The organism is Pseudobacillus badius (genome assembly GCF_002189605.1).
In the GTDB taxonomy this organism is placed as follows: Bacteria; Bacillota; Bacilli; order Bacillales; family Domibacillaceae; genus Pseudobacillus; species Pseudobacillus badius.
This window is the reverse complement of record NZ_MWMM01000004.1, coordinates 256,658-277,520: the sequence shown is the minus strand read 5'-3', so window position 1 is coordinate 277,520 and position 20,863 is coordinate 256,658. Positions and strand designations below refer to the sequence as shown.

Annotated in this window: 18 protein-coding genes; 12 read left to right on the top strand and 6 right to left on the bottom strand. The window is 44.2% G+C overall.

The genetic code is table 11. From position 1 onward, the window contains the following. Positions 1 to 331: 331 nt before the first annotated feature. Entirely contained in the window at positions 332 to 1,423 is a 1,092-nt protein-coding gene (locus B1A98_RS10365) for a DsrE/DsrF/DrsH-like family protein (RefSeq protein WP_063384921.1), read from the top strand. 35 nt (positions 1,424 to 1,458) lie between these two features. On the opposite strand, the gene B1A98_RS10360 is transcribed toward B1A98_RS10365, so the two are convergent. Beyond that, entirely contained in the window at positions 1,459 to 2,055 is a 597-nt protein-coding gene (locus tag B1A98_RS10360) for a class I SAM-dependent methyltransferase (protein ID WP_063384922.1), read from the bottom strand. A 627-nt stretch (positions 2,056 to 2,682) separates the two neighbouring features. Between B1A98_RS10360 and B1A98_RS10350 the strand changes: the two genes are divergently transcribed. Both B1A98_RS10350 and odhB read left to right on the top strand, forming a co-directional pair. After that, positions 2,683 to 5,508 carry a 2-oxoglutarate dehydrogenase E1 component gene (locus B1A98_RS10350; protein ID WP_063384924.1) on the top strand — a complete coding sequence of 942 codons (2,826 nt, stop codon included), beginning with the start codon at positions 2,683 to 2,685 and terminating at the stop codon, positions 5,506 to 5,508. Positions 5,509 to 5,633: 125 nt separating this feature from the next. After that, the gene (odhB, locus tag B1A98_RS10345; RefSeq protein WP_041113547.1) at positions 5,634 to 6,890 is read left to right on the top strand and encodes a 2-oxoglutarate dehydrogenase complex dihydrolipoyllysine-residue succinyltransferase; all 1,257 of its coding nucleotides are present in this window, start codon (positions 5,634 to 5,636) and stop codon (positions 6,888 to 6,890) included. Between the two features lie 447 nt (positions 6,891 to 7,337). Here odhB and sda read toward each other — a convergent pair whose 3' ends face one another. Next, positions 7,338 to 7,469, bottom strand: coding sequence for a sporulation histidine kinase inhibitor Sda (gene sda / locus B1A98_RS10340; RefSeq protein ID WP_041095879.1), 132 nt, complete (start codon positions 7,467 to 7,469; stop codon positions 7,338 to 7,340). 334 nt (positions 7,470 to 7,803) lie between these two features. Here sda and B1A98_RS10335 point away from each other — a divergent pair, with 334 nt between their 5' ends. From B1A98_RS10335 to brnQ, 5 genes are all read left to right on the top strand, one after another. Then, entirely contained in the window at positions 7,804 to 8,010 is a 207-nt protein-coding gene (locus B1A98_RS10335; RefSeq protein ID WP_041095880.1) for a DUF6501 family protein, read from the top strand. 169 nt (positions 8,011 to 8,179) lie between these two features. Then, positions 8,180 to 8,623: a Rok-like winged helix domain-containing protein gene (locus B1A98_RS10330; RefSeq protein ID WP_063384925.1), complete on the top strand. Its 444-nt coding sequence runs from the start codon at positions 8,180 to 8,182 to the stop codon at positions 8,621 to 8,623. Between the two features lie 23 nt (positions 8,624 to 8,646). Then, positions 8,647 to 9,600, top strand: a complete 954-nt coding sequence (locus B1A98_RS10325) for an ATP-binding protein (protein ID WP_223663455.1) — start codon at positions 8,647 to 8,649, stop codon at positions 9,598 to 9,600. Between the two features lie 9 nt (positions 9,601 to 9,609). Continuing rightward, a complete protein-coding gene (locus tag B1A98_RS10320; protein ID WP_063384926.1) occupies positions 9,610 to 11,523 on the top strand; it encodes a vWA domain-containing protein in 1,914 nt (637 codons plus the stop codon). A gap of 386 nt (positions 11,524 to 11,909) precedes the next feature. Further along, positions 11,910 to 13,208, top strand: coding sequence for a branched-chain amino acid transport system II carrier protein (gene brnQ, locus B1A98_RS10315; RefSeq protein ID WP_063384927.1), 1,299 nt, complete (start codon positions 11,910 to 11,912; stop codon positions 13,206 to 13,208). 78 nt (positions 13,209 to 13,286) lie between these two features. Here the strand turns inward: brnQ and B1A98_RS10310 are convergent, their stop codons facing one another. The 3 genes from B1A98_RS10310 to yidC all read right to left on the bottom strand — a co-directional run bounded on the left by B1A98_RS10310 (position 13,287) and on the right by yidC (position 16,313). Continuing rightward, the gene (locus B1A98_RS10310; protein ID WP_063384928.1) at positions 13,287 to 14,474 is read right to left on the bottom strand and encodes a toxic anion resistance protein; all 1,188 of its coding nucleotides are present in this window, start codon (positions 14,472 to 14,474) and stop codon (positions 13,287 to 13,289) included. Next, positions 14,458 to 15,129, bottom strand: a complete 672-nt coding sequence (locus B1A98_RS10305) for a 5-bromo-4-chloroindolyl phosphate hydrolysis family protein (RefSeq protein WP_041095885.1) — start codon at positions 15,127 to 15,129, stop codon at positions 14,458 to 14,460. Before B1A98_RS10305 ends, B1A98_RS10310 begins: the two co-directional genes overlap by 17 nt. A gap of 425 nt (positions 15,130 to 15,554) precedes the next feature. Further along, complete coding sequence (yidC, locus tag B1A98_RS10300) at positions 15,555 to 16,313, bottom strand: membrane protein insertase YidC (protein WP_063384929.1); 759 nt, start codon at positions 16,311 to 16,313, stop codon at positions 15,555 to 15,557. A gap of 233 nt (positions 16,314 to 16,546) precedes the next feature. On the opposite strand from yidC, the gene bioB reads away from it, so the two are divergent. The 3 genes from bioB to B1A98_RS10285 all read left to right on the top strand — a co-directional run bounded on the left by bioB (position 16,547) and on the right by B1A98_RS10285 (position 18,758). Continuing rightward, complete coding sequence (bioB, locus tag B1A98_RS10295) at positions 16,547 to 17,548, top strand: biotin synthase BioB (RefSeq protein ID WP_063384930.1); 1,002 nt, start codon at positions 16,547 to 16,549, stop codon at positions 17,546 to 17,548. A gap of 147 nt (positions 17,549 to 17,695) precedes the next feature. After that, positions 17,696 to 18,100, top strand: a complete 405-nt coding sequence (locus B1A98_RS10290; protein WP_063384931.1) for a CidA/LrgA family protein — start codon at positions 17,696 to 17,698, stop codon at positions 18,098 to 18,100. Beyond that, on the top strand, positions 18,078 to 18,758 hold the full coding sequence (locus tag B1A98_RS10285; RefSeq protein ID WP_063384932.1) for an LrgB family protein: 681 nt from the start codon (positions 18,078 to 18,080) through the stop codon (positions 18,756 to 18,758). The genes B1A98_RS10290 and B1A98_RS10285 overlap by 23 nt, the downstream gene beginning before the upstream one ends. A 50-nt stretch (positions 18,759 to 18,808) precedes the next feature. Here B1A98_RS10285 and B1A98_RS10280 read toward each other — a convergent pair whose 3' ends face one another. Continuing rightward, positions 18,809 to 20,164 (bottom strand): TrkH family potassium uptake protein, encoded by a 1,356-nt coding sequence (locus B1A98_RS10280; RefSeq protein WP_063384933.1) that lies wholly within the window; start codon positions 20,162 to 20,164, stop codon positions 18,809 to 18,811. 235 nt (positions 20,165 to 20,399) lie between these two features. Between B1A98_RS10280 and B1A98_RS10275 the strand changes: the two genes are divergently transcribed. Next, positions 20,400 to 20,675 carry a YkvA family protein gene (locus tag B1A98_RS10275; protein ID WP_041095890.1) on the top strand — a complete coding sequence of 92 codons (276 nt, stop codon included), beginning with the start codon at positions 20,400 to 20,402 and terminating at the stop codon, positions 20,673 to 20,675. Positions 20,676 to 20,863 lie beyond the last annotated feature (188 nt).

Below are 20,863 nucleotides of genomic sequence, written 5' to 3'. Positions count from 1 at the left end.
AAGAAAGACAGGCCGCGCTGATTAAACATACCCTAGCTTGGTAATCCCTGTGGATTGGAATAGAAGGCGTGAAGACTCTTGCGGGATCAGCGAGGAGGCTCGCCGTCCGCCCTGCGGAAAGCGAAGCGTCTGAAAGGGAAAGCAACCGTTCTCATCTACAAGCACACGAAAAAGACTGTTTTTAACAGTCTTTTTCGTTTTTTAATATACCTAACAGGGTATTTGACAAGGCGCGAATTTTATAATAGAATGCAAAGTATAGATTGAACAGCTATTTTTTTATTTTAAAATATACCCCTATATGTATAAAGGGGAAAGGGAGGAACATAGAGTGAGCAAAACAGTTAAAACAATAGATGTAAAAGAGGTAGACCAGTTAGTAAAAGGCGGCGCTCTGCTAATTGATGTCCGGGAAGAGGCAGAAACCCTAATGGGCTATATAGAAGGAAGCAAAAATATTCCGCTTGGCCAGCTGCCTGAGCATCTTGATGAACTGCCTAAAGATCAGCCAGTCTATATATCTTGCCAATCCGGCAAGCGCGGAGAAGCAGCCGTTCAGTTATTAATGGAAAATGGATTCGAGGCTTATAACGTGGCTGGCGGCTATCGGGCTTATGCCGAGCAATGTCAGCCGAGTCAGTCTGCGGCGGGTGATTCAGCAGAGAATACAGACATCGGCAGCATTACACCCGACAGAGAATTAAACTGTTCCGGCCTGCAGTGTCCGGGGCCGATCAGTCAGGTGTTCCAGGCGATGAACCAAATGAAAGACGGAGAAGTGCTTGAGGTTAAAGTGACTGACCCGGGATTTATTGCGGATGCCAAAGCTTGGTGCGCCAATACTGGAAATACGTTTATCGGAAGTGAAACTGCTGGAAAAACAACGGTTGCTTACGTACGGAAAGGAACAGCCGAAAAGCAAGAAGCAGCGGAAGGGCAGGGAACTAAAAATAAAGGAGCGACTCTTGTTGTATTTAACCAGGATTTAGATAAAGCGATCGCCTCCTTTATTATTGCCACAGGTGCAGCAGCTATGGGCAAAGAAGTAACGATGTTTTTCACCTTCTGGGGCTTGAACATCCTCCGTCGCGATGAAGAGATTCCTCAAGACGGAAAAGACTTTATGGAAAAAATGTTTACGAAAATGATGCCGGCCGGTCCGAAACAGCTGCCTATTTCCAACATGAATATGGGCGGAATGGGAGCAAAAATGATCCGTCAGGTTATGGAAAAGAAAAATGTAGACAGCCTCGAAACTTTAATGGCCAATGCCATGAATATGGGGGTCCGTATTGTCGCTTGTGCAATGAGCATGGATGTAATGGGCATTCGCAAGGAGGAGTTAATCGATGGTGTTGAAATCGGCGGCGTAGCTACTTATTTAGGCAAGGCAGACGATGCCAATGTGAATTTATTTATTTAATTTACAGCAGCCCATGCAAAGGCATGGGCTGTTTGTTATTTGATGGCAGTGACACAGACGGTTAGCACCGGCCGGACATCTTTATAATGAATGGCTGTTCCGGAAAAACCGGCTTTCTCTAAGTCATGGCAAATAGTCCGTGCCAGCTGTTTTGTCTTTTCTTCATCAGCATCTTCTTCGCGAGGCTGCACAGTGATGGCTAATTGCCCGCCTGGTTTCATGAGGCTGTATAGGACAGCGAGCCCTTTTTGCCGTTCTGCCCACAGCGGATAGTTGTTGACGGAAAATACCTTATCGTAGGGCTTCTCAGCTTTATAACGGGCGATATCATCGACAAACAGGTGCAGACGCCCCTCATCAATCAATTTCTTATTGCGGCTGGCAGCTGTATTCTTCATTGTGTCAGATACATCGACGCCATCCAGCTGAATTTCAGGAAATTGTTCCCCGGCTAATTCGATAGCAAATCCGGGGCCAAAACCCACCTCAAGCACCCTGTCTTCGGGCTGGATATGTAATAGATCCAGCGTCCATTTATTGATTGTCCGGTTTTCTAAGGACATAATTTTGCCGGCCAGCTGGCCAAGCCATCCTTCTGGTCTCTCAAATTGCTCTGAAAATGATAAACTCATCCCATCATCCTCCGCTTTTTTTCTATATATATACCTCTCCATTTTGTTTACAATCCTATCGAACGTATTTATTTTTGGGCTTCGTCATTACTTCCAGTTGATTTTTCATTGATCATAAAAAGCAGGGAAAGGGATGGTCTCTGTGAAAAGGCCTGCCTTTTTACAAAAAACGGCAGTTGTCAGCGGGGGATAAACCAGCAAATTTCCATCATGAAACAGCGAAGAAGCCCTTACTTGACAAACTGTACAATAAATGTGACTTTTTTATGAAAAAATATTGGTTTTTCGACGCAAGAGTAGTAAGATGGTACATGGAAAAAATGATACTGCTTCTCATAAGAGAAAAGAGATGGGCAATCAAGCGGGGAAATGCCACAAAAGCTAAATTTGTGCCAGTGAATTTGACTTGGCCAATCCGCCTGGCGGAAAACAGGGCGCCTATGCCATAGATTAAGCTTTAATGCTTTCCCTTAGTACCTTGCAGTGGTAAGATGTCCTTGTAGGCGGTATAAATTTTCGTATTGAGTGTATCATGGTGTATAAAGTGGTAAGTAATACACTAATGCAAGCTCATCAAAATATCATTTAGCAAAAATTAATGGGCGAAATAGTTGGAGGTTTTTCAGAATGAAAATGCAGACAGCCCAAGGGAATCCGTGGAGTCAGTTCTCCGGACCAAACCTTGGATATGTAATGGAGTTGTACGAGCACTACCAAAAAGATCCTGAATCAGTCGATCCAGAAATAAAGCAAATGTTTGAGGAGTGGGGAGCACCTGCAGCAAACGCGCCTCATGAAGAAATCGGTAAGACGGCTGTACCTGCATCAGGCAATGATTTAAATGTTCTGTTTAACGCGGTGAAACTTGCTGACAGTATCCGCACCTACGGTCACTTAGCAGCAGATATCAACCCGCTGAATGACAGAAATAAAGATACGTACCGGATTGAGTTGAGCACATTCAACTTAACGGAGGAAGACTTGCGGAAAGTCCCTGTTCAGTATTTATGTCCTGATGCCCCGGCGCATGTTAAGGACGGTTATGATGCGATCCAACACTTGAAAAAAGTCTATACAGATAAGTTGGCTTTTGAGTTAGCCCAAGTCCATAATTTAGAAGAAAGACAATGGTTCAGACAGCAAATTGAATCAACCAATTATTATCCAACATTTTCAAACGAACAAAAAGTGCAGCTGCTAAAAAGGCTGACACAAGTAGAAGGCTTTGAAAAATTTATTCATAAAACATTCGTCGGCCAAAAGCGCTTTTCTATCGAAGGGCTGGATGCAATGGTTCCTCTTCTTGACGAGCTTGTGAAGCATTCAGCGGAAAAAGGTGCAAAAACAGTAAACATCGGTATGGCACATAGAGGACGTTTAAATGTGCTCGCTCATATTTTGGGCAAACCTTACGAAATGATTTTTGCTGAATTCCAGCATGCGCCAAGCAAGAATTTGCTTCCTGAAGGCTCTATGAAGATGACTACATATGGCTGGACAGGAGATGTCAAATATCACCTTGGAGCCGATCATAGCTTCAAAGAAGATAAAGACGTAGCTCGCATTACATTGGCAAACAACCCGAGCCACCTTGAAGTCGTAAGCCCGGTTGTTGCCGGCTACACAAGAGCCGCACAAGAAAACCGTGCGAAGTCAGGGGTTCCTGAGCAAGATACAACCTCTGCTGTGGCGATCTTAATTCATGGTGACGCTGCATTCCCTGGACAAGGGGTTGTGAGTGAAACATTCAACATGAGCCGTGTCCCTGGTTACCAAACAGGCGGTTCGATTCATATTATTGCTAACAATATGATCGGATTTACGACAGAAAGCTATGATTCACGTTCAACACGCTATGCTTCTGACTTGGCAAAAGGCTTTGAAGTACCAATTGTTCACGTGAATGCCGACGACCCGGAAGCTTGTATTGCCGCTGCTCTTATGGCAGTCGATTACCGCAGCCGCTTCGGCAAAGACTTTGTGATTGATTTGATCGGCTACCGCCGTTTTGGCCACAATGAAATGGACGAGCCGATGACGACAAACCCGATGATGTATCAAATGATCCATCAGCATCCGACAGTTCGTCAGCTCTATGCAGAGAAGCTTGTTAACCGCGGAGTAATTGCCAAGGAAGAAGCAGACAAACTGTATACTGAAAACGAACAGAAGCTGAAGGACTTGTATGAAATAGTTCCGAAAAAAGATGAAAATCCGGATATCGTTATGAATCCGCCGAAGTTCGTTGAAAAAGAACTTCCATCCAGCGAAACAGGAGTAGAGGCAGATGTCTTGAGCCGAATTAACAGCGAGCTGTTAAACTGGCCGAAGGATTTGCATGTATTTAAAAAGCTGGAACGTATTTTAAAACGCCGGGAAAATGTTTTTGAAAAAGACGGCCAGGTTGACTGGGGCCATGCCGAGGCGCTTGCTTTTGCATCGATCCTGAAAAGCGGCACGCCAATTCGCTTGACCGGCCAGGATGCCCAGCGCGGCACATTCGCTCACCGCAACCTTGTGCTGCATGATGTAGAAACCGGTCAGGAGTACATTCCGCTGAATCACTTAGAGGAAACCGATGCTTCTTTTGTAGTCATTAACAGCCCGTTAACAGAGCTAGCGGTTGTCGGCTATGAATATGGCTATAACGTATTCTCTCCGGAAACGCTTGTTCTTTGGGAAGCTCAGTTTGGTGACTTCGCCAATATGGCACAGCCGATGTTTGACCAATTTGTTTCCTCCGGACGGGCGAAGTGGGGACAAAAATCAGGTCTTGTCATGCTTCTGCCGCACGGTTATGAAGGCCAAGGACCTGAACACTCAAGCGGCCGCCTAGAGCGCTTTCTGCAAAACGCCGCAGAAAATAACTGGACAGTAGTGAACTTGTCTTCAACAGCTCAATACTTCCATGTGCTGCGCCGCCAAGCTGCTATCCTGCAAAAAGAAGAGGTGCGCCCGCTAGTCGTTATGACACCGAAGAGCCTGCTGCGTCATCCATTGGCTGCTTCCAATGCTTCTGAGTTTGCTGCCGGCGCGTTTAAACCGGTAGTGGAGGAACCGAGACTCGGAAAACAGCCGGAACAAGTGGAAAGAGTCGTTCTTTGCAGCGGTAAGGTATCTATTGACCTTGCAGAACAAATCAGTAAAGCAGAAGAAGAGCTGAACTGGCTGCATGTATTAAGAGTGGAAGAGTTATATCCATTCCCTAAAGAAGAAATTAAAGAATTTTTAGCGCGCTTCCCGCAGTTGAAAGAAGTGGTATGGCTGCAAGAAGAACCGCAAAATTTTGGCGCATGGACGTATGTAGATGCACGTCTTCGCGATGTGGCGCCGGAAGAGGCGACTGTTCGCTACATTGGACGCCGCCGTCGTTCCAGCCCTTCAGAAGGGGATGCGATTGTGCATAAGAAAGAACAAGCCCGTATTTTAAAAGCGGCGATCACAAGAGACTAATTGATTGATTAGATGAGAAGCTGAACGGGCTGATTGGCCAGCCCATTCAGCTTGAAGATAAAAGCATTTTTTCTATGATATTTATTTCATGATAAGACGAATGTACATTAGAGGAGGACACGAAAGTGGCTGAAATTAGAGTTCCAGAGTTGGCAGAATCGATTACAGAAGGTACCATTGCACAATGGTTGAAAAAACCGGGCGATGCAGTGGAGAAAGGCGAATACATTGTTGAGCTTGAAACAGATAAAGTAAACGTAGAAGTTATTTCTGAAGAAGCCGGCATTATCCAAGAGCTGAAAGCAGAAGAAGGCGATACAGTGGAAGTTGGCCAAGTTATCGCAATTGTAGGAGCTGGAAATGGCGCTGCTGCATCTGCACCAGCTCAAGAAGCTGCACCGGCTGCCGCTCCTCAGCAAGAAGAAGCAAAACAAGAAGTAGTGAAAGAAACACCGGCTCAAGAAGAAGAAACAAAACAACGTCCGATCGCTTCTCCTGCAGCCCGTAAGATGGCTCGTGAAAAAGGCATTGATTTAAACGAGGTGCCTACAGTAGACCCAATGGGCCGCGTGCGTAAACAGGATGTAGAATCTTATTCGGCGAACGGCGCGAAACCAGCTGCTCCGCAACAGCCAGCAGCTAAGCCTGCTCAAGCTGCTGCACCGAAGCAAGATGACAGCAAGCCGGTTGTACGCGAACGAATGACTCGCCGCCGCCAAACAATTGCTAATCGTCTGTTAGAAGTGAAACAGTCAACAGCTATGCTGACTACCTTCAATGAAATTGATATGACAGCGGTTATGGAACTGCGTAAACGCAAAAAAGATAAATTCTTTGAAGCTCACGATGTCCGCTTAGGCTTCATGTCTTTCTTTACAAAAGCGGTAGTCGCTGCGCTGAAAAAGTTCCCATATGTGAACGCAGAAATCGATGGAAACGAAATTGTATTGAAAAAGTTCTATGATATCGGTGTAGCCGTTTCGACAGAAGAAGGTCTTGTAGTACCAGTTGTACGTGATTGTGACCGCAAAAACTTCGCTGAAATCGAGGGAGATATTCTTGATCTTGCCTTAAAAGCGCGGGATAATAAACTGGCGCTAAGCGATCTGCAAGGCGGTACATTCACAATTACAAACGGCGGAGTATTCGGTTCTTTGCTTTCTACACCAATCCTTAACGGTACACAAGTAGGTATTCTTGGCATGCATACGATTCAAACGCGTCCAGTAGCGATCGATAAAGAACGCATGGAAAATCGTCCGATGATGTATGTAGCGCTTTCCTACGACCACCGCGTGATCGATGGAAAAGAAGCGGTTGGATTCTTGAAAATGGTTAAAGACTTGCTTGAAAATCCTGAAGATCTTCTTCTTGAAGCATAATAACTAAACCAGCCACTAGTGGCTGGTTTTCTTCTAGGTTTTGGCTGAAAGGGGTTCTAGATGCCTGTACTTTAGGATCATAGAGGAGCGGACTGGTTAATGAATAGGAATACTGCAAAGAGCTGATATGATCAAGATAAGCGGCGAAATGATGATGGAGGCGGCAGAAAAAGCCTGCACTAGGGGGCAGTAACAGAAGAACACGGGATCATCGGGGCAGGACGATTGGATTTCAGCCGTTGTTAACTCAATATAAATGAGCAGGAGTCAGGTATAGATATGTATGCTTACTTCCTAAGAATAATAGATAGGCTCTATCAGCGAACAGGTATGCAGCACAACAAGGTTTGTGAACTTTATGAACAAGCCGGCTGTTTTTCAACGTGAAGCTTTTGTGAGCCGATACAAAAAAGCATGCCGGCGCCCGGCATGCTTACTATTTTTCAGTTAGTTTTTTGTCACATTCAGACCGCGCTTTTGAACCTCGTTTTGAAGCATTTTAATCCAATCCGTGTCTTGACCTTTGTTCTTTGCGTCCCGATAGGCTGCTACTAACATTTCATTACTCATGATTTTCATGAAACTACCTCCTTGAAATAGATCAGTCTAATCCGTGGCGTGAAAAACAACAAAGGATTCTCTTTATTTCCTGTCATTATACATAATCTTTTCCTGTTTTGAAAGGGCAATACAGAAATTCATTCGAAAGTCAGTGGAGAAAAAGTGAAACTAGATCTTTGGATAGGACTGCTCGCTTAAGGATATTATAATTATATTATGTAAATAATAGAACGTAGAGGCGGATTAGCGTGCGGCGAAACAGCTTTTCAGTTTAATTTTAAATATGGTATGATAGGGTAGAAAAAAGATCAACAGATCTGCAGACATCAGTGCGGGATCGAAAGGAGAAGTTATGAATCATCTTCAGTGGACAGAAAAAGAAACAATTAAGAAAGTGAAATGCCTTCACACGAATGCAAAGAAATATATGGTAGAAAATAGATTAACTCCGGGAAAGTTGTATGATGTAAAAAATGAAACGGAAGAATTTTATTTTCTGGTAGATGACAAAGGGAAGGTATCCGGTTTTTATAAAGACTATTTTGAGATGGAAAAGTGAATGAAATGTAGACGAATTTATCACTCTTTTCTAACAAAGTGGAAGAACAGCTAGTATTCATAGGGCTTTTTTGTTAAGATAATGGGCAGAGAAGGAAGCTTTAGTCCTAAAGACGCCCTTCTCCATACATAAATATAAATTTTTTTTGTCCATTATAGGGGGAGTATAGGTGTTTGATGAAAGAGTTGCATTAAAAATCAGGTTGGAGCAGATGGCTAATTCTGAATTAAGGATTATACAGGAGTTTCAAAAAGAAAGAGAAGCCATCTTTCGCAGGTTAAAAGAATTAGACCGGATTGAAGCAGAAAAAGCTGAGGAGAAGGCTACCCTTTCTAAAGAGATTGTATCATTAACTAAAATTGGCGGTTTACCTCAGGAAAGAAAGCGCAGAGGACGTCGCAGCGAGAACCTTGAAGAGCTGCGCGAGTTAGCTGTGGCGATACTGAAGGAGCAAAATACGCCGATTCGGGGAATTGAGCTTCAACGGCAAATCGAAGGCAAGACCGGAAAGAAAATAGCTAATATGACAACGTTCATGGTCGGCCTTGAGCGTGAGAATCACCGGGTTCGCAAGCTGGGCAGGGGACTGTATATATATGAGTATGAAGACTGATTGCTAAAGCAGTCAGTCTTTTTATGTTTCAACCGTTTTACGGCGAATCGCTGAGCATGTATGATAAGGATAGCCGCCTAATTGACGTAGAGAGGGAGATTAATGTGTTTATCAATGAATGGCCTGCTCCAGTAGAGCAGAAGATAGCGGAAAGAAAAGAGCAGTTTTCTCATGCGGAAGATCAATGGCTGATCGGAAAAGGAGGATATGAGCCGGAGGATGAAGCGGTGTTGTTTGATGCGGTCCTGGCTCTTTCACTCGGGAAAAATGTTTTGCTGAAAGGACCGACCGGATCTGGGAAAACAAAGCTGGCAGAAACATTGTCGGCGGTTTTTTCGCAGCCGATGCATAGTATAAACTGTTCGGTCGATCTTGATGCAGAAGCGATGATCGGCTATAAAACGATCGCGGAACGGAAGCATGCTATTGAGTTCGTCCCGGGACCGGTTGTTAAAGCGATGACACACGGCCACTTGCTTTATATTGATGAAATCAATATGGCGAAGCCGGAAACATTGCCAATTTTGAATGGTGTATTGGATTACCGGCGGATGATCACCAATCCGTTCACGGGCGAGGTGGTTACCGCCAAGCCGTCTTTTGGGGTTATTGCCGCAATTAATGAAGGATATGTGGGAACTGTACCGTTAAATGAGGCGTTAAAAAACCGCTTCATCGTCATTGATGTTCCTTATATCGGCGGGGAAACGCTTATTCGTGTGTTAAAAACAGAAAGTCAGCTGGCGGATGAAAAGTTGATTGAGCGCTTTGCGGCTTTATCACAGGATTTAATTACGCAAGTGAAAAACGGGCAGATTTCTGAGGAGGCGGCATCGATCCGCGCGTTAATTGATACGTGCGATTTAGCGTTATTCATGCCTCCATTGCGGGCCATCCAGCGAGGGATTATTGATAAGCTAGAAGATGAACGGGAACAAGCAGCGGTGAAGAACATTGCTGAAACACTGTTTGAATGAGGAGATGTCATGAAGCGTTTTATTCAATTTAACGATGAAACTATCGACTCTTTTTTATTTATGCAATTAACAGATCTGGCTAAAACCTTAACGAAGAATCCGGAAGTGGAGATTGAATATAGCCCCTATTCGTATATAGACAAGCAAGCGAATAAGCTGTATGTCAGCCATTTCTGGAATCACCGGCCTGCAGCGGATAAGTGGAATGGTTACAAGTCGGATGTCTTTTTGCGTTCTCTTGGCAGCTGGCCTCATACTGATGAATCAGCTATTAAAGGCTTTGTGCAGGAAATTCAGCAATCCCCCGTAGCTTCATTTGCCAAGCAAGTTGTTGTGCTTGCCGAGGATATGCGCTTAGAGGAGATATGCAAGCAGGAACGGCCGGGCACAAAAAAAGCCTTTTCTGCTAGAAGAAGAATGTATTTGCAGCATTTTAAGGCTCAACTCAATGCCAATCTCGTGAAAAGCTTGTTTGCCGATGCTTTATTTAATTTTCATTATATGGCACTTAATGCTGAGTCTCCCTTGCAGCCGCCGGCTATGAGTGAGCCAATTCATGCAGCGATGCCCTTTATCCAAAAATCCTTGTTTGATTTTTATGATGCCCGTTCGACTGCCGATGTGGTGAAAATCAGCCGGTCTCTTGTGGAAGTCCTGGAGGAAGTATTGGAGCGGGATATGCTGAATCAGTATTTTCACTTGCCGGAGATGGATAGTCAAGAGGAGTCGGCAGGGGACACGTATAATGATTTAAGAAGAAAAGATCCGTTAGTTAATGATGATACCTTAGAGGAGGAGCAGACCGGCCAGGAAGAAGTAATAGAAGAGGAATTTCAGACATGGCACCGGGAAACCAGTGATCTTGGCAACAGCTTTCTGCAATTTGATTTAGAGCAAGGATCAAAGACGGACCTGGCAGGAGAAGGCGCCAGGGAAGGGGAGGCAGGGGATCAGGCGCTTGCCATGGTACAAGGGTCAGCCCGGCAAACACAGCGCAATGATTTTTCAGAGCTTCCAGCCGATAAAGAGCAGAAAGAGGCCAAAAGCAGCGGACAGCCTATATTCGGCAAGGAGAATCGCTTCGCTGTGCCAGTCTTTAAAAAAGCAGGAGCTCCTGACTTGGAAGCTGTCGGCAAGTATAAGACACAAAAAACGTCCATTGCTTCCCTGCAAAAAAAGTTGAAAAATATGATCGAAAAAACACTGGAACACAAAAAAATTCAGCCGCGCAGTGATCTTCACAGGGGAAGATTAAACAAAAAGCTTCTTCGTTTTTTTACAGAGGAACAGCCGAGGCTGTTTTATAAGAAGCAGGAGCCGTCTCCGGAAATTGATGCTGTCTTTACACTTCTTGTCGATTGTTCCGCTTCAATGGAAGATAAAATGGATCAAACGAAAATAGGGATTGTTTTGTTTCACGAAGCCTTGAAATCAGTAAAAGTTCCTCATGAAGTAATTGGTTTCTGGGAAGATACGAATGAAGCATCAGCCGATCGGCAGCCGAATTATTTTCATGTAGTGATTGATTATGCCTCTTCATTGAGACCTGCAAGCGGACCTGAAATTTTGCAGCTGACACCTGAGGAGGACAACAGGGATGGGTTTGCTATCAGGGTAGTAAAAGAAAGAATAGTAAAAAGAAGCGAAAAGCAAAAATTCCTGCTCATCTTTTCTGATGGTGAGCCGGCAGCTTATGGATATGACCGCAATGGTATTATCGATACACATGAAGCGGTGATTGAAGCCCGAAAGCTGGGGATAGAGGTCATTAATCTTTTTCTTGCAGATGGTGAGATCGCAGAATCAGAAAAAGAGACAGTACAAAACATATATGGAAAATACAGCATATTCGTAAATGATGTGAATGACTTGCCGCAAGTCATCTTTCCGTTGTTAAAGAAACTATTGTATAAAAGTGTTTGAAGAGGGAGTGGATGCCACTTCCCTCTTTTTTATTTACATTATACAAAGGTTATACAACTATTGTAAACAAAGAATAAAATCCTTGTTTTGTTTTTATTTTTTAATAAATAGATATTAGACAAAAATCGACAAAAAATGCTTTTGTATAATTTATCTTAAAATAATTTATGCAAAAGTATTTTTTGTTTGTGAAATCAATAGTATCTTGAGATAATTTTTCGTAGATTAGCAGTATCAATTGCCATAATTTTATTGATATTTTTTTCCGAAATAAGTACAATTAGATTCGGTATGAAAAGGAAAAAAGAAAAAAGCCGTCCACAAGACTGGCTTTTTTCATGTGAAGGGAGGACCGAACCTTCACTTGTTGAGAGGAGTTCTACATATTGGTTAAAAAAGAAGTTTTTTTCACTGGACTTATGCTCTTTGCCTTATTTTTTGGAGCTGGAAATTTAATTTTCCCACCTTTTTTAGGCATGGAGGCGGGCACTTCCTTTTGGCCAGCCATTATCGGATTCGTTATTTCCGGTGTCAGCTTGCCGATTCTGTCGGTAATTGCCATTTCATTGGCGGAAGGCGGCGTTGTATCGATTGGAAGTCGTGTGCATCCACTATTTGGCGTATTCTTCGCCTTAGTGACTTATTTAGCAGTAGGTCCTTTTTTCGGCATTCCGCGCGGAGCGAGCGTTGCCTTCGAAATGGGCGTGGCGCCTTTTTTGGCAGATCGTTCAAGCCACTCGTTCGTTTTCATTTTTATGGCGTTTTTTTTCATGGTCGTGTATCTGTTTAGTTTAAATCCTTCAAAAATTGTAGACCGGATCGGACAATGGCTGACGCCTGCTTTGCTTCTTGCCATTGCTGCGCTTTGTACCGGAGCTTTTTTGAAGTTTAACGCACCATTATCAGAACCTTCAGGAAAATATGAGGAGTCGCCTTTTATTGCCGGATTCATCGAAGGTTATTTAACAATGGATGCCATTGCTGCTCTGGCTTTTGGTATTGTTGTTATCACAGCTTTTACAAACAGCGGAATGAAGGATTGGCGGGACCGGGCCAAAGCCACCATTGCGGCCGGTGTGATTGCCGGGATCGGCTTAGCTGCTGTTTATATTTCTATCGCTTGGATTGGAGCTCGGATAGAAACAGACGAGCAGTTTAGCAACGGAGGCGAACTTCTTACAACCGCTTCACACATGTTGTTTGGAGAAGGCGGGCGTATCCTTCTTGGCACTATTGTCGCCTTGGCTTGTTTGACAACTTGTGTCGGCTTGACGACGGCAACTGCCCAATTCCTTTCCGGCAGATGGTCAGTTATTTCTTATCGTGCTTTTGTCGGAATATTAACATTCGTTAGCTTTCTGATTGCTAACATGGGGCTTGCACAAATTATCGAGGTTTCAGTACCTATTTTGATTATGATTTATCCTTTTGCGATCGTACTGGTCGTGCTGGCTTTTGTTCATCCTCATTTAAAGTATTCCACTCCTGTACATGTAGGGGCCATTTTAATGACGACGATTTTCAGCATAAATGATGGATTAACCGCATTCAATGTATCCGATACCTTCTTTCAGAAAGCGATCTCCTGGGTCCCGTTCTTTTCATCTGGGTTGGGCTGGGCGCTGCCGGCTCTTGCCGGGGGGCTGATCGGCTTTTTTGTCGGTAAGCTAAAGGACCCCGCGTAATTTGCATTCGAGGTTTGAATAAGGCATTTATTTTTATAAACAAACAGCTCCTCCGCAAGTTTGCGGGGGAGCTGTTTGTTATTTTAAGTTGAGCAATTTTTGTTTCAGTTCATTCTCCATGGAAGAGAGCTCTTGCTCTGCTTGCTGGCGTTTGGCGCGTCCTTCTTGCTGAATGCGCAGCGTTTCTTCCAGAGTTGAGATTAAGTTTGCTTGTGTTTTCTTTAAGGTATCAATATCAACGAGGCCGCGCTCATTTTCTTTGGCGGTCTCAATCGTATTAGTCTTTAACATTTCTGCATTTTTCAGCAGCAGATCGTTCGTTGTTTGAGATACTTGCTTTTGCGATTCCATCGCTTTGCGCTGCCTGACAAGGGTAAGCGCAATGGCTACTTGATTTTTCCATAAAGGAATAGCTGTTAAAATAGAAGACTGAATTTTTTCCGCAAGCGCCTGGTTCATATTTTGGATCATCCGGATTTGCGGAGCGCTTTGGATCGTAATCTGTCGGCTCAGCTTTAAGTCATGCAGTCTTTTTTCCAGACGGTCGGCGAATTGGATCATATCGTTTACATCCTGGAAATCCATTTGATCGCCGGATTGTTCCGCTTTCTTGCGCAGGGCTGGAATCGTTTCTCTTTCAAGCTCTTCCAGCTTCAATTCTCCCGCTGCGATAAAGATATTTAACGCTTGAAAATATTCTTTGTTCTTGTCGTACAGCTGCTCCAGCATTTGAATGTCTTCCAGCAGGATCTTCTTAGAATGGTCAAGCTTGACGCTGATTCGATCGATTTGTGTACCGACCTTCTGATATTTAGACATAATTTCTTGAATCGAGTTGGACACTTTATTAAACAGCCGGCCGAACATTGTCTTTTTCTCCGGGCTCAACTCGTCGGGGTTGACTTGCTGAAGCTTTTTCATTAAGTCGCTTAAAATGTCACCGATCGTTCCGATATCTTTCTGCTGCACATGGTCCAGCATAGAGTGGGAGAAGCCAGAAAGCTTCGCTTGAGCCGCTGTCCCGTAACTGATGACTGACTGATGGTTGGACGGATCAATTTGTTTGGCCAGCTGCTGGGCTTTGAGCCGGTGCTCTTCAGGAAGCACATCAATGAGTTTTTTGGGAGCTGGCTGCTCGTGAAGAGCGTGTTCAGCGGTTTCCGCCAGTACATTTTCGCCAAACGGCGAAGAAAGCAAATCATCAAGTCCGGCCATTTCCTCTTTTAATAAGGAGGGGCGTTGAGCCTTCTCATTTTCTGTTGTCATAATTTGTTTTGTCTCCCTTCTCTAAGGCCTCCGGCAGTCGGCGTCTGCTTAATGACTGCTTGGCCACATCAAGTTCAAATGTTAAGTGTTCAATGTCTTTCGCAAGCACCTTGTGTAAATCTTTTTCCAGCGTTCGCGTTAAATCGTTAAGTGTTTCTTTTGTTTCCAGCAAAGCCTGTCTGACGGATGAGTCTTTCAGTTTTTGTGAATTCAGCCAAGCGTATTTTTCTGCCAGCTCAACAACGGAATCAAGATGGGAATAGAAGAATGATTCGGCTTCATAAAAGCGTTTTGGTTCTTTCTTCACCACGGAGAAAATTCTGCGTACGAGACGGTTCAGCTCAATTAGCTGCTTTAAGGAACTGAGGCTGCGTACACGGACAAATACACTTTTCAGCCGGCCTAGTTTTTGCTTGGCTTCTTTCATATTCTCAAGAATGAAATTATATTCTTTCCTTGTCAGTCCATATTTCTTATATAAACGCGCATCGGCATATTTCCCTAACCCAAAATAAATACCGGCTCCGGCAATTACAGCTAATCCAGCGGCCGGAAAGGGAGAGAGCCCGAGCTGATTCATAAAGAGCAGCGAGCCAATAACCGCGGCCGGGATGGCGATCATTGCGCGCAGGATAAAAAGCATGGGATTTTTCATCGTACTCACTCCAGTTATAGTTTCCTAGTAATACGCACGATCTGCCAAAAAGTTTCATTGTGCGATAACTTTTTAGCAAAAACGCAATCATTTTATCTTTACCCTACTATTAGAAAAAAAGAGCAGAAAAGTCAACTGAAAAGCAAAAAATGAAACAAGCCTCTTATCCCTGTTTCGTTTGAGGGTGGAGAAATACGTCACTTGATCATGGAACCCATCACCGGGAAATGAGCGGCAGGCTCTATTTGTTTTCACTTCTTCCATCGTCTTGCGCATGGGGCAGATGCCAGATGGAAAGAAATAAACCACATCCGCCAGAAAAACAACAGGCCCCAGCCAGGAGCAAAATAAAAAAAGACTGTAGACAAACTTCAATTTTCATTGAGTTTGTCTACAGTCTGAAACGAAACAAGCCTGTTTTGTTTTTATTTTCCTTCGCTTACTTTTTTGGCAGGGTAAAGCTTTTGACTCAGCCATGTTTGGCCGATTAGGAAGAGTCCGCTCATTCCCCAATACAGCGGAAGCGCTGCAGGAGCGGAAATAGAAAATACAAGAATCATAATAGGTGACAGCAAGCCGATGATTTTCATTTGCTGCTGCTGCTCTTGCGGTACATTCATTAAGGAAACACGGAACTGAATCAAATACATAATGCCGGCAATGATTGCCATGGCAATGTCCGGCTGGCCAAGCTTAAACCATAGGAAGCCGGCGTGGCGAATATCATCAGACGTGCGGATGGCGTAAAAGAGTCCCATCCAGATCGGCATTTGCAAAAAGATCGGCAAACAGCCCATGGCAAATGGATTGATATTGTGCTGTTGGTAAAGAGCCATCATTTCCTGCTGGATTTTCCGCTGTTCTTCCGGGTTTTTAGCCGCTTTTAAGCGCTGTTGGATTTTATCCATTTCCGGTTTTACAACGGCCATTTTTTCTTTCATAATTTGCTGCTTCTTCATTGTGTTCAGCATCAACGGCATTAGAATCAAACGAACAGCAAGGGTAATGACAATAATAGCGAAGCCGTAGCTTCCAAGCATCTCGCCGAGAGAGTGAATTAACTCAACAAAAGGGCGGACGAGATAATCATGGAAGAAGTGTCCTTCCTCTTCAGCTGCCTGGCATCCGCTCAGGAGAAAGATCGAGCCGAGCAGAAAAGATAATAACAAAGATGATTTTTTCAATGAATAGTTCCCCCTATAGCCGCTTATCGGCCACAAAACTGTTTCTATATGAAAACTAAAATGAGTATACCTTAAATTGATTGTCAGTTCAAATGAATACATACACGAGCCATTCGGTTTCTTTAAATTTGCCAAAAGGGCAATTTATGTGAACTTTTAAATTTAAATAGTTGACTTAAAAAGCTGTGTTCTTTTATTCTTAAAGAAGAATACTCATCAAAGGGGAGAAAAAAATGACAAAGTGGGCTCAGTTGGCAGAACAAGTATTAGAAGGAAAACAATTAAGTGATGAACAAGCATTAGCGGTGCTAAACAGCCCGGATAATGAGCTTTTGGAGCTTTTACAGGCGGCTTATAAAGTAAGAAGTCACTATTACGGCAATAAAGTGAAGCTCAACATGATTATTAATACAAAATCGGGGCTGTGCCCGGAAAACTGCGGCTATTGTTCGCAATCCATCCGCTCAACGGCTCCGATAGAGAAATATAAAATGATGGATAAAGAATCCATTTTAGCGGGAGCCAAGCGGGCTTATGACTTGCAAGCAGGCACCTATTGCATCGTCGCCAGCGGCCGCGGGCCGAGCAATAAGGAAATTGACCGGGTAACAGAAGCAGTTAAGGAAATCAAAGAAAACTACCAATTGAAGGTGTGCGCTTGTCTTGGCCTGCTGAAACCGGAACAAGCAGCGAAACTTAAGGAAGCGGGAGTGGACCGCTATAATCATAACCTGAATACATCCGCAGGCCATCATGAACAAATTACGACCACTCATACATACGACGAGCGGGTGAACACGGTTCATACAGTAAAGGAATCAGGTATTTCTCCTTGTTCCGGAGTCATTATTGGAATGAGAGAGAAGAAAGAAGATGTTGTTTCTATGGCACGCAGCTTACACGCGCTCGATGCCGATTCTATTCCTGTGAACTTTTTGCACGCGATTGACGGCACGCCGCTTGAAGGCACAGACGAGCTGGACCCTCGCTATTGCTTAAAGGTGCTTTGCTTATTCCGTTTTATAAATCCGACGAAAGAAATCCGGATATCCGGCGGACGGGAAGTGAACCTGGGTTCACTTCAGCCGTTAGGCCTGTATCCGGCCAACTCTATCTTTGTCGGCGATTATTTAACAACCGCCGGACAAGAAACAACTGCTGACCACCGAATGATTGAAGAAATGGGCTTTGAAGTAGAATTTGCTCCAGAACAAAAGGAGCAGCCAGTTATGTAAACAGGCCGCAGCCTGCTTGCAAGAATCAAGACTTTGAGCAAACACCCGCTGATCAGCGGGTGTTTTTTCTGCTGGCATAGTAGGATGGTTTCGTTTAATGGTATTCTATAAATAGCACTTAATGATCGGAGGGAAGAGGAAAGTTTGATGAAGAATAGTTATTTATTTGTGGCTCAGATCAGTTTTTTGTGGCTGATTTATCAATTTGGCTTAGTTATCTCGGAGTTTTTCCACTTGCCGGTGCCGGGCAATGTAGTTGGAATGATCATTTTATTTCTTTTGCTTTCTCTGAATATTGTGAAAGTCGGCTGGGTCGAAAAAGGCGCGCAATTTTTAAATAAGCACTTAGCTTTCTTCTTCGTGCCTATTGCTGTCGGGTTGATGACGTATACTTCGCTTTTGAAAGAAAGCGGCCTGGCTCTTGCTGTTATGCTATTGGGCAGTTCAATTATTGGGATGGCTTTGACAGGGGGAGTGGCCCAGCTTTTATCCTCTCGACATAGTCAAAAAGAAAAAGGAGAGGACGCTAGTGAACACCATCACTCTATTTAGCATCATTTTAACCGTTGGAGCGTATGGGCTTGCGCGCCTTTTAGCTGTCCGTTTTCCGTCGCCGCTCACAACTCCGGTTTTTTTGAGCACAGTGATGATCATCCTTGTTTTAGCGGGCAGCGGCATTACGTATCAGGACTATACCCCGGCAAAGGAAATAATGACGTATCTGCTTGGCCCTGCTACAGTAGCGCTGGCCGTTCCTTTGTATCATAACCGGGATGTTTTGTTGAAGAAAGCCGCACCGGCTTTTTGGGGATTAACAGCTGGAACGCTGGCAACGGTCGTATCCGCGGTGTGGATGACAAAGATGTTTCATTTAACGGAAGCGACCGCTGCTTCAGCCGCCGTCAAGTCAGTGACAACACCAGTAGCTATCGAGGTAGCCCGCATGATCGGGGGAGATCCGGCGCTGGCCGCTATTTTCGTTATGATCGCCGGAATGTTTGGAGCGATGTTTGGCCCTTGGTTGTTAACGGTGATGAACGTGACGGACCCCTTTGCCCGCGGCTTGTCGATCGGAACGACCGCGCATGGCATCGGAACGGCTCAAATTGTTCAGGAAGGAAGCCTGCAAGGTGCCGTATCCGGTGCTGCCATGGGAGCGGCGGCGATCTTTACTTCCCTGGTTTTGCCGTGGCTGTTTCCGTTATTATAGGTAATGAAAAGACGCCTCTTCACATCAAGCGGCGTCTTTTCAACTAGCTGTTATCCAATTAAAATGCGTTCTTTTGGGAAATGATAACCGTCTTTAATTTCTTTTCCGCGGATAATAAAGAGCAGAGAGAACAACCCGATCCGGCCGATAAACATTAACGTAATAAGCAAGCATTTCGCTGCGGAGCTTAACTCACCCGTAATGCCAAGTGACGACCCGGTCGTTCCAAAGGCAGAAGAAACCTCAAAGATAATTTTTACAATGGGCAGCTCTGGCTCTAAAGATGAAAGAAAGATAATGGAGCCGCCCCAGATAAAGAAGCCTGTTGTAATGACCACGAAGGCGCGCTGCACATCAACCGGATGAACCTCTCTATTGAAGATTTTAATCGTGTTTTTGCCTCGCGCATAGAAGTAAACGCTCAAAATCGCAATGGCGAACGTAGTTGTCCGAAGTCCTCCGCCCACACTGCTTGGTGAAGCGCCGATGAACATTAGCGTAGAAATAAGCAGGAGTGTAGCCATTGAAAATTCATTTAAGTCCATCGAAGTCAATCCGGCGCTGCGGGCAGCAATAGACTGAAAGGCGGAATAGAAGAAGGATTCATGCCAAGCCTTGCCGATGAAAAAGTGATTTCGTTCGATCAAATAAATCAAAATGGTACCGAGCACAGCCAAAATCGCATATACCGTTGTCGTCAGCTTCGTGAATAAGGAGAAATGAAATTTCAGCGGTCCCCTATACGTTAAAAAGTCTTTGATTTCCACTAATACTGGAAAGCCAATGGCTCCAAGCACGATCAATACCATATTAATAAATTGGACAAAATAATCATTAGCAAAAACGATCAACGAATTTCCAGTAATATCAAAACCGCCATTCGTTGTTGCGCTGATGGAGGCGAAGACTCCATGCAGGAAGGCCTCAGACACTGTAGGGTAATATTGCAGAAAATAGATGCTCAAAATAAGGGCGCCTACAGCTTCAATGCTGAGGATTAACAAAAATATTTCAATCATCAGCTTTACGAGCCCGGACAGGTCGGTGCGGTTTTGGTCCGCCATAATTAATTGGCGTTCCCGCATGCCGATGCGCTTGCCAAATAAAATCCAGATAATAGAGCTTAGCGTCATGATGCCGACGCCGCCGACTTGCAAAATGAACAAAATAAAAAAATAGCCGACGGTGCTGAAGGTATCAACAACGGACACAGGGGATAATCCAGTAACACTAAGAGCGCTGACGGCAACAAACGCTGCATCTATTAAAGAAATATCTACCCCGGGCTTATGAGCGACAGGCAGCAGCAGCAAGCCGGTAGAAAACAGTGCGCCGGTTAAATAAAGCATGACGATTAATTGAAAAGTGGATAACTTTAACGCTTTTATTTTTCCAGGATCTTTCATTACATCTACCTCTCAACTTTCCCGGCAAATAGTCTGCCTGGTTTTTGCATCGTACACACATAGTTTCTATTATATTAGAAAAGACCGCTAATTTAAAATCCTTTCCTGAAAAGAAAAGCGGCTTTGAAGATGTTCACAACAAATTACGGGCTGGTTCTGTTTTTTTCGACAAAAAATGAAACTAATCAAAAAGGGAAATCGTATAAATAGATAGCTTGAGAAAAGGAGGAAAAAGATGAGGAAGGCTTGGAAGAGAGTAAAGTTTGTTTTTACGTTCAGGCGGTCTGTTCCTTTCTTGAAAGATTTCTTTTTAAGCAAGGAAGTAGCCGGTTTCAGCAAGGTTTTATCCATCGGGTTAATCATCGGTTATTTGTGGTTGCCGTTTGATTTGATTCCCGATTTTTTGGCCGTCTTCGGTTTAATAGATGACATTGCCATTTTTGCCTTGGTTCTTCAGCAAATCGTGAAAATGGCGCCGGATTCCATTAAGGAAAAACATAAAATGGAATGAAAGTGGCAGCTTGGGCTGCCGTTTCAGGCTGTAGACAAACTCAACGAAAATTGAAGTTTGTCCGCAGCCTTTTTATTTTGCTCATGAATGGGGGCTGTTGCTTTCCGCTCCAGGACGCTTCGCTTTCCGCGGGGCGGGCGGCAAGCCTCCTCGGCGCCCAAGCGCCTGCGGGGTCTCGCCTGTCCCGC